The sequence below is a fragment of the Arthrobacter sp. TJ-178 genome, from assembly GCF_058269275.1.
The window spans coordinates 533,482-546,811 of the sequence record NZ_JBZCNK010000002.1 but is presented as its reverse complement, the minus strand read 5'-3'; the positions used below and the strand labels follow the sequence as shown (position 1 = coordinate 546,811).

Here is a 13,330-nt window from a genome sequence, read left to right as displayed (position 1 = left end):
GAGGCGGCAGATCCAGCGGCTATCCGCGACGTTGCCAAGCCCACGGGTTGCGGTCATCGTCTTGCGACAAACCCGATTAACGAAAAAATGCGGGGCCGGATAACTCCGGCCCCGCATTTTCATTGCCCTGCTGAACAGTTACGGCAGCATCCAGCCCAGGATCGGCGTGGACTGCAGGTACACCAGGGTGCACAGCACCAGCAGCAGGCCGACGCTCCAGCCCACGACCTTGCGCAGCAGCACCGATTCCTGGCCGTCCAGCTTCACGGCGGTTACGGCAATGGCGAGGTTCTGCGGGCTGATCAGCTTGCCCACCACGCCGCCGGTGGTGTTTGCGGCCACCAGCAGGTTCGGATCAATGCCCGCTTCAATGCCGGCCGTCTGCTGCAGCCGGGCAAAGAGTGCGTTGGCTGAGGTGTCCGAACCCGTGACGGCGGTGCCGATCCAGCCCAGCACGGGGGAGAGGAAGGCGAAGAACGCGCCGGTTCCGGCCAGCCAGGTTCCGATGGCCACGGTCTGCCCGGAGAAGTTCATGACGTAGGCCAGGGACAGTACGGAGAGGATGGTCGCGCCGGCCCAGCGCATGTTCCAGACCGTCCGGAAGATGTCTGCCACACCGTTGCCGACCGTCATCGCATACCGGCCGCCGTCGTCGTATTTGGCGTAAACCGCGCACACAATCAGTCCGGTAATCAGCAGCAGCGTGCCGGGGCTGGAGAGCCAGTTGAAGGTGTAGATGGTGGAGGACACGGGTTCACCGGCTTCGCTGAGCAGGCGGTCGTGCAGCCAGGGCCAGGGGACCTTGATATCGGTGGAGGCGAGCAGCGCGGGGATGTCCGCACCCCATTTCCACAGCTTGGCGATGCCGAAGATCAGGATCACCAGGAAATAGGGGAAGAGGGCCAGCAGGGTGCGGGAGCGGGTCAGCGAGTCCCCGTCCTTTACTGCTGCGGTGCTGCGTCCGCGTGTGCCGGCAGAGCCGGCGTTGGTGGAACCGGAGCCGGCGGCTGCCAGGGCCGGCAGGCCCATGCGCTCGCGGGCGGACTCCAGGCCCTTGGGCTGCCAGACCTTCAGGAAGACGACGGCGGCACCCAGGCCGGCCAGCGCTGCCACAATGTCGGTGAGCTCGTAGGAGAAGAAGGTGGAGCACAGGACCTGGGCGAGGGCAAAGGCAACACCGGTGATGACGGCGGCGGGCCAGGTGTCCTTGACGCCGCGGCGTCCGTCGAGGATGAAGACCAGGATCAGCGGGACGAAGACCGCCAGCAGCGGTGCCTGGCGGCCGACCACCATGCCGATGTGCCCGGCATCCAGGCCGGTGAGAGAGGCGGCCGTGGTGATCGGAATGGCCATGGCGCCGAAGGCGACCGGAGCGGTGTTGGCTACCAGCACGGCCGCGGCTGCCTTGAGCGGCTTGATCCCCAGTGCCACGAGCATGGTGGCGGTGATGGCTACCGGTGCACCGAAGCCGGCCAGTGCTTCCAGCAGTCCGCCAAAGCAGAAGGCCACGAGGATGGCCTGCACCCGCACGTCCCCGCCGCCGATCACGTCGAACACCCGGCGCAGGTCCTCGAACCGGCCGCTGAGCACGGTGATCTGGTAAAGCCAGATGGCCATGATGACAATCCACAGCACCGGGAAGGCGCCGAACACAGCGCCCTGGGTGGCTGAGAGCACTGCCAGGCCCGCAGGCATCTGGAAGGCGAAGACAGCCACGGCAAGGGCGACCAGCAGGGCAATTGCGCCCGCGACGTGGGCCTTGACCTTCACATAGGCCAGAAGCACAAAGAAGGTCAGCAGCGGCACCACGGCCACCAGCGCCGAGACGGCAACACTGTTGAGCACTGGATCGGTGCTGGGTATGAACGACTCCACGGGGTCCTCCGCATAGGTTCGGACAAGAAGTTGGTCAGACCACTGTGGTCTGACCAACACTGATACTAGCGCAAGTTCTTGGTTTCTGTGATGGTAGTCACCAGAACATCGGGGCTTGGACGTGACGTGCCCTACATGCTCTACTATGGTCAGACCACACGTTCGGGGTGCTGCCCCGCTGAAAGGCAAGCCATGAGAATTGCTTTATTCGCCACCTGCATCGTGGATGCGATGTATCCGCGCACCGCCCGGGCAACGGTGGCCATCCTCGAACGGCTGGGCCATGAAGTGGTGTTCCCGGCCGGCCAGGCTTGCTGCGGCCAGATGCACGTGAACTCCGGCTACCTGCCCGAAGCCGTTCCCGTGGTCCGCAACCACATTGAAGCCTTTGAATCGCAGGAGTACGACGTCGCCGTCGCGCCTTCCGGTTCCTGTGTCGCCTCCGTGAAGCATCAGCACCCGATGGTGGCCCGGTCCTGCGGCGATGCCGGGCTGGAAGCCCGCGCCGAAGCGGTGGGCGCCAAAACCTATGAGCTGTCCGCACTCCTGACCGATGTGCTGGGCGTGACCAACGCCGCCGAACAGCTGGGTTCCTGGTTCCCGCACAACGTCACCTACCACCCCAGCTGCCACGGCATGCGCCTGCTGCGGCTGGGGGACCGTCAGCTGAACCTGCTCCAGAGCGTTGGCGGGATCACCGTGCATCCGCTGCCCCAGGCGGACCAGTGCTGCGGCTTCGGCGGAACCTTCTCCATGAAGAATGCGGATGTGTCCACGGCCATGCTGGAGGACAAAACAGCAAACATCAGATCCACCGGAGCCGAGCTGTGCGCCGGCGGCGACGCATCCTGCCTGCTGCACATCGGCGGCGGGCTCTCCCGGGAAGGCAGCGCCGTGACCACCCTGCACCTCGCGGACATCCTCGCCAGCACCCGGGAGAATCCGGTATCCGTCACCGGAGACGTCCTGGTGAGCGGAAAGGCTTCCCGATGAGCACCACGTACCTGGGCATGCCAACGCTGCCCGTCTTCGGACAGGGCAACCTCAACGCCACCGAGTCCTTCCCGTCGGCCGCCAAGCGGGAACTGGGCAACAGCCAGCTGCGTGCCAATCTGGGCCACGCCACGCACACGATCCGCGACAAGCGCCTGCGCGTGGTCAGCGAACTGCCGGACTGGGAGGACCTGCGCGACGCCGGCAGTGCCACCAAGCAGGCCGTCATGGCCCGGCTTCCCGAGCTCCTGGAACAGTTCGAACGCAACTTCACCGCCCGCGGCGGCGTTATCCACTGGGCCCGGGATGCCGCCGAAGCCAATGAGATCGTCCGTGACCTGATCCGCGAACAGGGCGCGGACGAGGTGGTCAAGGTCAAATCCATGGCCACGCAGGAAATCGGCCTGAACGAGTACCTGGAAGAACAGGGCATCGCCGCATTTGAAACCGACCTGGCCGAGCTCATTGTCCAGCTGGACCATGACAAGCCCAGCCATATTCTGGTTCCGGCCATCCACAAGAACCGCACCCAGGTCCGGGACATCTTCCTGCGGGAAATGCCCGACGTCGATCCCGCGCTCACCGACAACCCGGCGAAGCTCGCCGAGGCCGCGCGGGCGCACCTGCGCCGGAAGTTCCTCTCCGCGAAGGTGGCCATCTCCGGCGCCAACTTCGCGATCGCGGACGCCGGGACCCTCGCCGTCGTCGAGTCCGAAGGCAACGGGCGCATGTGCCTGACCCTGCCGGAAACCCTGATCACCGTCATGGGTGTGGAGAAGCTCCTGCCGTCCTGGCAGGACCTTGAAGTGTTCATGCAGCTGCTGCCGCGCTCCTCCACGGGGGAGCGGATGAACCCCTACACCTCGCTGTGGACCGGCGTAACCGAAGGCGACGGCCCGCAAAACGTGCACCTGGTGCTGCTGGACAACGGCCGCAGCGCCGCGCTGGCTGATGAGATGGGGCGTTCGGCGCTGCACTGCATCCGCTGCTCGGCCTGCATGAACGTGTGCCCGGTCTATGAGCGCACCGGCGGACATGCCTACGGGTCCACGTATCCGGGGCCGATCGGCGCAATCCTTTCACCGCTGATGACCGGGATTACGTCCGAGGAAAACAACTCGCTGCCGTACGCCTCCTCGCTGTGCGGCGCCTGCTACGACGCGTGCCCGGTGAAGATCAACATTCCCGAAATCCTGGTGCACCTGCGCGCGGAGGACGTGGACAGCAAGCGGGGCAAGAAGAAGCTGCCCTCCCAAATGGACCTGATGATGAAGGGCGCCGCCTGGGCCTTCTCTTCGGGCAAGCACCTTGGACTGCTGGAAAAGGGGCTGCCGCTGGGCCGGATTGCGGCCGGGCGCAAGAAAAAGATCACCAAGCTGCCCGGCCTTGTCGGCGGCTGGACACAGAGCCGGGATATTCCGGCTCCGCCCGCGGAATCCTTCCGGGACTGGTGGGCGAAGGACCACAAGGATTCCACCACCACAGGAGAACAGGCATGAGCGCGCGCGAAGACATCCTGGACCGGCTGCGCTCGGCCCTGCGGGATCACCCGGAGGCACCGGAAATCCCGCGCACCTACCGCGGGGACTCCGGCATGAACGCCGACGAGCGCATCGACATGCTCGTGGACCGGCTGGTCGATTACAAAGCGGGCGTCACCGTGGTGGATGAAGCGGGATTGGCGCCGCGGATTGCCGAGCTGCTCCTGGACGCGGCCAGCTATGTGGTTCCGGCCGGGCTCGACGACGCCTGGCTGGCCGACGCTGAAACCCTGGCTCCCGGACGGCGCCGGACTGATGCCGCCGAAGCGCCGCTGAGTGTGGCGGAGCTTGATGCAGTGGACGCCGTCGTCACCGGCAGTGCCGTGTCGGTGGCGGAAACCGGCACGATCATCCTGGATGCCAGCCCCAACCAGGGCCGGCGGGCCATCACTCTGGTTCCCGACCATCACATCTGCGTGGTCCGCGAAGGGGATGTGGCCGGCATCCTGCCCGAAGCCCTGCGCCGGCTGGACGGAACGCGTCCCCTGACCTGGATCAGCGGACCCAGCGCCACTTCCGACATTGAACTGGAACGGGTGGAGGGCGTGCACGGTCCGCGGAACCTGGACGTGATTATCGTCCGGAGCTGAGACCTTGCAGGTTCGTGCAGCGGACTAGGCGGCGAGCCGGTCTTCCAGACGGTGCAGGTCCTCGCCGAGTTCCTCATGTACGGTCGCAACTTTCTCCGGCGGTACCCCGGGCAGAGCCGACACACCGGTGACGTCCGCCAGGAACGCAACGGTCGCGTGCAGCGATTCCATGGCCTCGGGGCGGTGCAGCTGGAACTGATATTCATGTCCGAGGGCAGGTTTGTACTCTTTCGGCCAGAACCGGCGGACCACGGGGACCCCAAGCTCCTCCAGCCGGTCGGCCAGCGGGATGGACTGGGTGAGGGTCAGGTCGTCACCGTTTCCGCTGGAAATGTACGTGGGCGGAAAGCGGTGATCCACCTGCTGCAGGATGGACATGTGCTCCGCGGCAGCGGTGGAGGCCCAGTTCCGGGACCCGGTGTAGGACCAGAGAGCCTTTCGCAGGCCCCAGCCTATGGGTCCGGCCAGCCGGGCGATGGAAGGAAAGTCGAAGACGCCGCAGTTCAGCAGGATTCCGCGCAGCTGGTGAGGCGCGGCAGCCGGGACAACTCCGGTCTCGCGGGCGTACTCCGGGTTGGTGATGGCCAGCGCCAGCTGTGCGGCGAGCTGAGCTCCGGCGGAGTCACCGGCAAGGACGATGCGGTTCGGGTCCAGTCCGTAGCTGTCCGCGTGTTCACGGATAAACCCCAGCGCCGCATTGAGCTGTTTGATGGCGGTGGGATAGACCGCCTTCGGTGCGATCGAATATCCAACACCCGCCACGGCGTAACCGTACCCGGCAAGAACCTTCAGATACGGCGCCACATCTTCCTTTGAACCGGAAATCCACGCACCGCCGTGAATCCACATCACCACGGGAAGTGGTTTCCGGACCGTGTCCGGAAGGAACAGATCCAGGCACGGCTGGCCCTCGGAGCCGAGGTATTGCAGTTCGCGGTGCCTGGTGACCTTGAAGCCGGCAATGGAGGGCCGGTCCTTCTTCTGAAACATGCCGGCACCGGAAAACACTCCGCGAATGAGCAGTGCCGATACACGGCGATCCCAGTGCAGCGATGCAGCGGCGGACAATCCTGCAACGGCGGCCGCTCCGGCTGCCAGCCCGGCCACGGCGAGCGGAGAGATCTTCATACTTTTAAGTTAGGAAACGGGGCTGGGTGCCCTTCGGCGCATTCCCCGCCGCCAAGCGGCTACCAGCCGTCTGCTGCGAGGAAATTCACGGTCGCCAGTGGCCGGCGCTACTCACGAGTGGGTGGGAGTGGGGTGTCGGGGCGGGATCAGCCCGGAAGCATTCCCAACGGGCTGTTCGGGCCGGGAGCCTTATCGGTCTCAAGGATGTACTGGATCGGAATCGGGCCGGTGGCCATCACGCCTTTGACCACCCGTTCCTTGCGCGAGATTCCGGCTGGGAGTCCTTCCTTCCGCATTGCCTGCGAGAAGAGCTGGCCGGCCAGCGGGTCAGTCCCGTGCTGTTCGCACCAAATGATGTACATGCCGTACAGATCGGCAACCGGCAGGATGTCGCTGTCATCGAGGCCTCGTATGGTGCAGTCAGCGAGGAATTGAGGGATCCGGTCTTCGGTTTCCATTGGGTTTTCCCTTCCGGGTTTCGAGCGCGGGTAACGGTGCCGACGGTGTATCTACACTGTAGACTCTAGGTGTAGACCTACGCATTAGCAAGGGGAGATATAGACTGGCATTTCGCCCCCGCAACCATCAAGGATGGAAGACTCCATGGCAGAAGCCCACGAACCGGCTACCCGGACAGCCCCCCGGAAGCCCCGCCTGAGCAGGGATCTGGTCCTGGCGACCGCGCTTGCCATGGTGGACGCTGAAGGACTCGAAGCTCTGAGCATGCGGCGTCTGGCGCAGCAACTTCACTGCGATCCCATGAGCCTCTACCGGTACGCAAAGAACCGCGCGGCCCTGCTCGACGGCGTCAGCGAGCGGGTCTTCGATGAACTGACCATCGTTGCCGGGGACGAGGACTGGCAGACTCAACTGCGCCGCATTGCCCACGACATTCGGGTGTTGGCACTGCGCCACCCCAAGGCGGTCCCGCTGCTGGTAACGCGGCCGCTGTCCACGCCGCTGGGGCTGCGTCCGCTGGGGACACTGCGGCCACTGGAGCAAATCCTGGCACTGCTGGTAGAAGCAGGTTTCTCCCCGGAGGGCGCCCTGCACGTTTACCGCGCCTTCTACGGGTTCCTTTACGGTCACATCCTGAATGAGCTTCAGGAGCTGGTTGTGGACCCTGAAGAACACGAAGCCATTCTGCGCCTTGGACTGCACCGGCTGCCTCCGAAGGAATTCCCCAACCTCAGGGCGTTGGCGCCGGTTCTTGCAGAGTATGACGGTGCGCGTGAGCTGGATCAGGGGCTGACTATTCTGCTTTCGGGCCTCGCCGACCAGCTCGGCAATACCAATAATCGGCCCGGCCGGCGGGCATGACCTACACCAGGCGAGGGTGCGATGCTCCGTCACGCTGTCAGGTCTCGCCAAAGCAGTAAGCCTGCTGATAAGTTTTGGGCAAGCCACCCGGATCGACCGTCCACAGCCTTTCCGGAGGGGATGCTGTCAGGAATGTAATGCCCGAAACGTAAGTGGAGGTATGCATGTTTTTCCATAAGCAGGAACTTCAATTCAAGGCGACGGGCGTGGACGCCCGCTATTACGGAACCACCGACCTCCCGAACGTGGTGGAAAAGGTCACCGGCAGCATTCAGGACAAGCTGCACAAGGAATAAGGCCAACCCCGGCAGGCGCCGCTCCGGACGGGGCGGTGCCTGCTTCCGCAGGACAGGAGGAGGCGCCGGTGAGCACAGGGCCAGCACTCATTGATGCCGGATATGTCCTGCCGCTGAAATGGACCGATGATTCCGGTCTGGAATCTCTGTGCGCGTATCTGGAAGAACTGTCCGGATGGATCCCGGTCATGGTGGTGGACGGATCTGAGGAACCCTTCTATTCCGCCCACGCCAAAGCCTTTCCGGAAATGGTCCAGCACTGCCGGCCATTCAATCTGGGCTGTTCCAACGGCAAAGTGGAAGGTGTCCTGACCGGAGTTCGGCTCAGCACCTTTGAACGCCTGGTGATTGCCGACGACGACGTACGGTACACCCGCCAAACCCTGCAGCACGTGGTGGATCTGCTCGCCGGTGCAGACATTGTGCGGCCCCAAAACTACTTTCCGAATCCGCTTCCGTGGCATGCCCAGTGGGATACGGCGCGGATGCTGATCAACCGGGCCTTCGGTTCCGATTACCCCGGAACACTGGGCCTGCGCCGGTCAACCCTGCTCAAGGCAGGCGGTTACAGCGGCGACGTACTGTTCGAAAACCTGGAACTTCTCCGAACCGTCCGGGCAGGGGGAGGCCGCGAAGTCCGGGCCGATGACCTGTTCGTGGCTCGGGTCCCTTGTTCGGTTGCGCACTTCCGGCGGCAGCGGGTGCGCCAGGCCTACGACGATTTTGCCCAGCCCGGCCGGTTCCTCCTTGAAGCGGCGCTGCTGCCGCTGCTGCTGCTGTTGGCGCGGAAACCCGCAGGACTGGCGGCGCTGGCTGGGCTGAGCGTCCTGGCGGCTGAGGCCGGCCGACGGCGTGCTTCCGGCCGGGAAGTCTTCCGGGTGCAAGCCCCGCTGTGGGCACCGGTGTGGGTCCTTGAGCGGGCGGTCTGTATTTGGGCTGCGGTGGGGTGCCGGTTCCGCGGCGGCGTTCCCTACGCCGGGACCCGGCTCAGCATCGCCGGCCATTCGATGCGGCGGCTGCGCCGGACATTGCAGGAGCGAACGTCGGCAGATCTGGCCTAAGCAGACAGGGGAGGGGCGGCTCAGCTTTTGGCGTCGGCTGCTCTCGGCACCGGCCCGGGCCCGCACACCGCCTGCAGGAAATCCAGCGTGTCCGCCAGGGTTTGCTGCGCTTCCGTTCGGTCCAAATGGAACTGGTACTCGTGGGGCAGGGCGGGGCGGTAGTCCGCCGGCCAGAACCGGGTGCGCACTTCCGTATCCAGCGCCGTGAGCCGGGCCGCCAGGGGTACCGACTGGGTGGCGGTGAGACTGTCGCCGTTGCCGCCGGTAATGAACGCGGGCGGGAATCCGGCGCCGACGTCGTTAAGCACGGACATCTCCCGGCCGGCTGCGGTCCGGGACCAGTCCCGCTGACCGGAGTAGGCCCACAAAGCCGTTTTGAAGCCCCAACCCAGGATGCCCCGCAGCGACGCCAGGGCGGCGACGTCGTACACCCCGCAGTGCAGGATGACCCCGCGAAGGCGGTCGGCCTTCAATGGCGAGGAAAGCCCGGTCCGGCGGGCATAATCCGGGTTCGTGGCCAGCACGGCCAGCTGCGCTGCCAACTGCGCGCCGGCAGAATCCCCCGCCAAAACGATCCTGCGGGTATCCACGCCAAAGTCTGCACCGTGGTCCGATAGGAACGTCAGTGCCGCAGACAGCTCCTCCACCGCCCGGGGATAAACGCCCCGCGGCGACACGGTGTACGTCAGTCCTGCGGCGGCATAACCGGAAGCAGCAAGCAGGCGCAGGTAGGGTTCGACGTCGTTCCGGCTGCCCGAAAGCCAGGCGCCGCCGTGGATCCACACCACCAGGGGCGCCGGACCCGCCGCCTCCGCCGGCACGAACAGGTCCAGCGTCCCGCTGCGGCCGCCCGCTTCAAAGCGCAGGCCCCGGAACGGGATGACGCCGGCGGCAGGAGCGTAGCGGCGCATGACAGCCGCGAGCCGCCGGGCACCCCGGTAAAACACAGCGCGGATCAGAAGCGCAGCGGGCCACGGGCTGAGCCGGAGGCCGGCTGCGGCAGCCATGACCGCGGCCGCGGCGGGGAGAAGACGGGTTGTAGCCATGAGTCGAGTGTTACCCATGTGGTTGCGTTGTCCCAAAGCGGGGGAGGATTAAGGCAGCATCCAGTCCAGCACCGGAGTGGACTGCAGGAACACGATGCAGCACAGGGCCAGGAGCAGTGCCACGCTCCAGCCCAGCACCTTGCGGAACAGGACGGACTCCTGCCCGCTCATATTGACCGCAGCGGCACCGATGGCCAGGTTCTGCGGACTGATCAGCTTGCCCATTACTCCGCCTCCGGTGTTCGCCGCCACCATGAGCTGCGGATCGATGCCGGCCTGGATGCCTGCTGTCTGCTGGAGCTTGGCGAACAGGGCGTTGGCCGAGGTGTCGGAACCGGTGACGGCGGTGCCGATCCAGCCCAGCACGGGGGAGAGGAAGGCAAAGAACGCGCCCGTGCCCGCCAGCCAGGTACCAATGGAAATGGTCTGGCCGGAGAAATTCATGACGTAGGCCAGGGCCAGCACCGCCAGGATGGTCAGCGCAGCCGAGCGCATCCGGACGGCAGTTCGGCCGATTTCCTTGACCGCGTCGCCCATCTCGAGCCGGTACCGGCCGCCGTCGTTGAACCGGGAATAGACCAGCGCAACAATCAGGCCGCTGATCAGCAGCAGGGTCCCGGGGCTGATCAGCCATTCGAAGCTGAAGATCGTGGAGGACTGCGGCTGCCCGTTGGCGTCCACAAGGGCATCATGCAGGACGGGCCAAGGAATCTTGATGATCGTTTTTTCCAGTGCTTCGGGGATGTTCACGCCCCAGGTCCAGAGGTTTACGATCCCAAAAACGACGATCACCAGAACGTACGGAAACAGTGCCATCCAGGCGCGGCCGGGTGTGAGCCGGTCCGCTGCAGTGTCGCTGGCCGCTGTGCCGACGTGGGCGGATCCGCCGGAGGGCGTCCAGCCGGAGGCGCGCGCTTCGGCCAGCTCCTTGGTCATCCGCGCGTCGGCCTCTTCTCCGTTGCGCGGATGCCAGATCCGCAGGAATCCGACGGCGGCCACCATGGCCACCAGCGAGGCAACAATGTCCGTGAGTTCGTAGGAGAAGTAGTTGGAGCACAGGAACTGCACAATGGAGAAGACGACGCCGGTCAGCAGCGCCACCGGCCAGCAGTCCCGCAGTCCCCGGCGCCCGTCCAGGATGAACAGCAGCACCAGCGGGATAAAAAAGGCCAGCAGCGGGGTTTGGCGTCCCACCACGGCCCCGATTTCCTCGCCCGGATAGTTGGTGAGGTTGGCCGCCGTCGTGATGGGGATGGCGAGTGCGCCGAAGGCCACGGGGGCGGTGTTGGCCACCAGGACGGCGGTGGCCGCGCGGATGGGCGCGATGCCCAGGGCCAGCAGCATGGTGACGGTGATGGCCACCGGGGCCCCGAATCCGGCCAGTGCTTCCAGCAATCCGCCGAAGCAGAAGGCCACGAGGATGGCCTGCACGCGCAGATCCCCGCCGCCCACGGCGTCGAACACGCGGCGCAGGTCCTCGAACCGGCCGCTGAGGACCGTGACCTGGTAGAGCCATACGGCCATGATGATGATCCACACCACCGGGAACAGGCCAAAGGCGGCGCCCTGGGTGACGGACAGCAGAGCGAGCCCAACCGGCATGTGGAAGCCCAGGACGGCAATGATCAATGCCGTCAGCAGGGCCCAGGCGCCGGCAACGTAAGCCTTGGTTTTGGCGAAGGCCAGCAGGAGGAAGAAAACAAGCAGGGGGATCAGTGCCAGGAGTGCGGACCAAGTGATGCTGTTGGCGACGGCGTCAGTGGCGGGGGTGAAATGTTCCATGGATACCTCCGGGTCGCGCCGGACGGCGGCGCCAACGGAAAACACGGCCGGGCCGTGCCGCCGAATGCGGGCTGCGACAAGCACGGGGAATGCCCATCAAAAGGTTAAGGCCGAGAAGAACCTTTACTGCCGAGTGCCGGAGAAATGTCCACGGGTAGGGCCGCAGGGTTGACGGGGCGTATGGAACGGGAGTCGTTTTGCGGGGGAAGGGCTGGACTGCCGGGGTCCCTTAACGGGGCGGTTCGGTGTACCAGCCGCGGGCAAGATAAACGTCCTGATAGGTGCCGCGGTCCACGTCGAGGTCCTCCCGGCGCGTCAGTCCGGCGGCGAGCGCCGTCCGCTGGGATCCGATGTTGTCCGGCGTGGTGTAGGCAACCACCGGCAGACCGGGAAGGAGCTTTTCCGCGAGCCGCACGGCCTCACGGGCGCCTTCGGCTGCGTATCCCTGACCCCAGACCTCAGGAAGGTAGCGGTAGTAGAGGTTCAGCGCCGGCCGGGCGTGGACCAGCCGGTGGGACAGGCCGGTGAATCCGATCAGCGCCTGCGGCTCGTCCTGGGTGCACACCGCCCACACCCCGAAGCCATGGCGGTACCAGTGCAGTCCAATTTCATGGAAAATCCGCGCGGAGGAGGCCCGGGTGACAGTGTGCGGAGTGGGGTGGTGAACGTTGGTCCGGGGATCGGTGTGCAGGTCCAGGGCCGCGCTCTCATCGCCTCCAACGGGACGCCGCAGTATCAGCCGATCCGTGTGCACCGGAGTCCAGTCAGCTACATCCTGTGAGGGCATGGACCCTACTCTAGGGCACGCCGGCGGGCCGGGGCGCCGGCCCTAATTGCTGTTCAGCCGCGTTCGCCGCCGGCCTGAATCTCACGGTGGTGGCGAACATAGCCCATCACGGCCACGGCGATGGAAATGGCGGCCGAGACCGCCAAGCCCAGCCACAGATCCACCTTCAAAGCCGCAGCACCGACAAGGGCGCCCAGCAGGATCAGCGCTATGGCCAGAGCCCGGCGCTGCCAAAACTGACTGTTGCCGCCGGCCAGCCTGGAGTCCGAGGCCAGCCCGGTGATGGTGGAGGTGACCACTACGGTGGTGATTTCAGCTACCTTCAGGCGCTTAGCCGTTGCTGCCTGCACACCCATGACCGTGGCCATGGAGGAGGTGGTGAGGCTGCCCAGGGCCTCGTTGCCCTGCACATCCGCCACGGCCACGAACACGGCGAGCGCACTCAGGCCAGCAGCCACGACGGTCAGGGCAACGGAGGTGCGCCAGGACCAGCCTTCCGGGCCCTTGCGCAGCAGCCGTCCGGCCAGAGCGGCGCCGAGCATGAAGAAGACCAGGGCCAACGCGGGCCGCAGGATCGGCAGGTCAGCGCCGCCTGCGAAGGCCATGCCCAGAAGGACAACATTTCCCGTCATGTTGCCGGTGAACACCCGGTCCAGGCCCAGATAGCCGACGGCGTCCACCACTCCGGTGGAGAAGGTCAGCAACAGCATCAGCCACAGGTGAACCCTTTCGGTGGGCACCGCATTCAAACGCTTCACGCCGGGAAACTCCTCAAAACTTGTTGCTTAATAAAGTGTGATGCAGGTAACTGTATACGAAGTTATGGGTGTAGCTTCGATTGTATTCAAAGCGGACCCCCGAGATTCAAGGATCCCCATGGCACCTTTTCGAACTGCACACCGATCTCCAGG

General features: G+C 65.3%; 13 protein-coding genes. 6 read left to right on the top strand and 7 right to left on the bottom strand.

All coding sequences use genetic code 11. From position 1 onward, the window contains the following. Positions 1–138: 138 nt before the first annotated feature. Positions 139–1,875, bottom strand: coding sequence for an L-lactate permease (locus tag AC4D2Q_RS08780; RefSeq protein WP_490946080.1), 1,737 nt, complete (start codon positions 1,873–1,875; stop codon positions 139–141). A 192-nt stretch (positions 1,876–2,067) separates the two neighbouring features. On the opposite strand from AC4D2Q_RS08780, the gene AC4D2Q_RS08775 reads away from it, so the two are divergent. Genes AC4D2Q_RS08775 through AC4D2Q_RS08765 form a run of 3 tightly spaced genes read left to right on the top strand, consistent with a single transcriptional unit; the run spans position 2,068 to position 4,999 of the window. Then, on the top strand, positions 2,068–2,868 hold the full coding sequence (locus AC4D2Q_RS08775) for a (Fe-S)-binding protein (protein ID WP_490946079.1): 801 nt from the start codon (positions 2,068–2,070) through the stop codon (positions 2,866–2,868). Next, a complete protein-coding gene (locus AC4D2Q_RS08770) occupies positions 2,865–4,367 on the top strand; it encodes a LutB/LldF family L-lactate oxidation iron-sulfur protein (RefSeq protein ID WP_490946078.1) in 1,503 nt (500 codons plus the stop codon). Before AC4D2Q_RS08775 ends, AC4D2Q_RS08770 begins: the two co-directional genes overlap by 4 nt. Continuing rightward, the gene (locus AC4D2Q_RS08765) at positions 4,364–4,999 is read left to right on the top strand and encodes a LutC/YkgG family protein (RefSeq protein ID WP_490946077.1); all 636 of its coding nucleotides are present in this window, start codon (positions 4,364–4,366) and stop codon (positions 4,997–4,999) included. The genes AC4D2Q_RS08770 and AC4D2Q_RS08765 overlap by 4 nt, the downstream gene beginning before the upstream one ends. Before the next feature lie 24 nt (positions 5,000–5,023). On the opposite strand, the gene AC4D2Q_RS08760 is transcribed toward AC4D2Q_RS08765, so the two are convergent. Both AC4D2Q_RS08760 and AC4D2Q_RS08755 read right to left on the bottom strand, forming a co-directional pair. Further along, the gene (locus AC4D2Q_RS08760) at positions 5,024–6,127 is read right to left on the bottom strand and encodes an alpha/beta hydrolase (protein ID WP_490946076.1); all 1,104 of its coding nucleotides are present in this window, start codon (positions 6,125–6,127) and stop codon (positions 5,024–5,026) included. Positions 6,128–6,273: 146 nt separating this feature from the next. Then, positions 6,274–6,585 (bottom strand): primase-like DNA-binding domain-containing protein, encoded by a 312-nt coding sequence (locus AC4D2Q_RS08755; protein WP_490946075.1) that lies wholly within the window; start codon positions 6,583–6,585, stop codon positions 6,274–6,276. Positions 6,586–6,730: 145 nt separating this feature from the next. Between AC4D2Q_RS08755 and AC4D2Q_RS08750 the strand changes: the two genes are divergently transcribed. The 3 genes from AC4D2Q_RS08750 to AC4D2Q_RS08740 all read left to right on the top strand — a co-directional run bounded on the left by AC4D2Q_RS08750 (position 6,731) and on the right by AC4D2Q_RS08740 (position 8,804). Continuing rightward, positions 6,731–7,447 (top strand): TetR/AcrR family transcriptional regulator C-terminal domain-containing protein, encoded by a 717-nt coding sequence (locus tag AC4D2Q_RS08750; RefSeq protein WP_490946074.1) that lies wholly within the window; start codon positions 6,731–6,733, stop codon positions 7,445–7,447. Between the two features lie 164 nt (positions 7,448–7,611). Continuing rightward, entirely contained in the window at positions 7,612–7,743 is a 132-nt protein-coding gene (locus AC4D2Q_RS08745) for a hypothetical protein (RefSeq protein ID WP_490946073.1), read from the top strand. A gap of 68 nt (positions 7,744–7,811) precedes the next feature. Next, the gene (locus AC4D2Q_RS08740) at positions 7,812–8,804 is read left to right on the top strand and encodes a glycosyltransferase family 2 protein (RefSeq protein WP_490946072.1); all 993 of its coding nucleotides are present in this window, start codon (positions 7,812–7,814) and stop codon (positions 8,802–8,804) included. Between the two features lie 20 nt (positions 8,805–8,824). On the opposite strand, the gene AC4D2Q_RS08735 is transcribed toward AC4D2Q_RS08740, so the two are convergent. From AC4D2Q_RS08735 to AC4D2Q_RS08720, 4 genes are all read right to left on the bottom strand, one after another. Then, complete coding sequence (locus AC4D2Q_RS08735; protein WP_490946071.1) at positions 8,825–9,850, bottom strand: alpha/beta hydrolase; 1,026 nt, start codon at positions 9,848–9,850, stop codon at positions 8,825–8,827. A 48-nt stretch (positions 9,851–9,898) separates the two neighbouring features. Then, positions 9,899–11,632 carry an L-lactate permease gene (locus AC4D2Q_RS08730; protein ID WP_490946070.1) on the bottom strand — a complete coding sequence of 578 codons (1,734 nt, stop codon included), beginning with the start codon at positions 11,630–11,632 and terminating at the stop codon, positions 9,899–9,901. A 229-nt stretch (positions 11,633–11,861) separates the two neighbouring features. Then, positions 11,862–12,419 (bottom strand): GNAT family N-acetyltransferase, encoded by a 558-nt coding sequence (locus AC4D2Q_RS08725; RefSeq protein ID WP_490946069.1) that lies wholly within the window; start codon positions 12,417–12,419, stop codon positions 11,862–11,864. A gap of 53 nt (positions 12,420–12,472) precedes the next feature. Continuing rightward, a complete protein-coding gene (locus AC4D2Q_RS08720; protein WP_490946068.1) occupies positions 12,473–13,177 on the bottom strand; it encodes a YoaK family protein in 705 nt (234 codons plus the stop codon). Between the last annotated feature and the right edge of the window lie 153 nt (positions 13,178–13,330).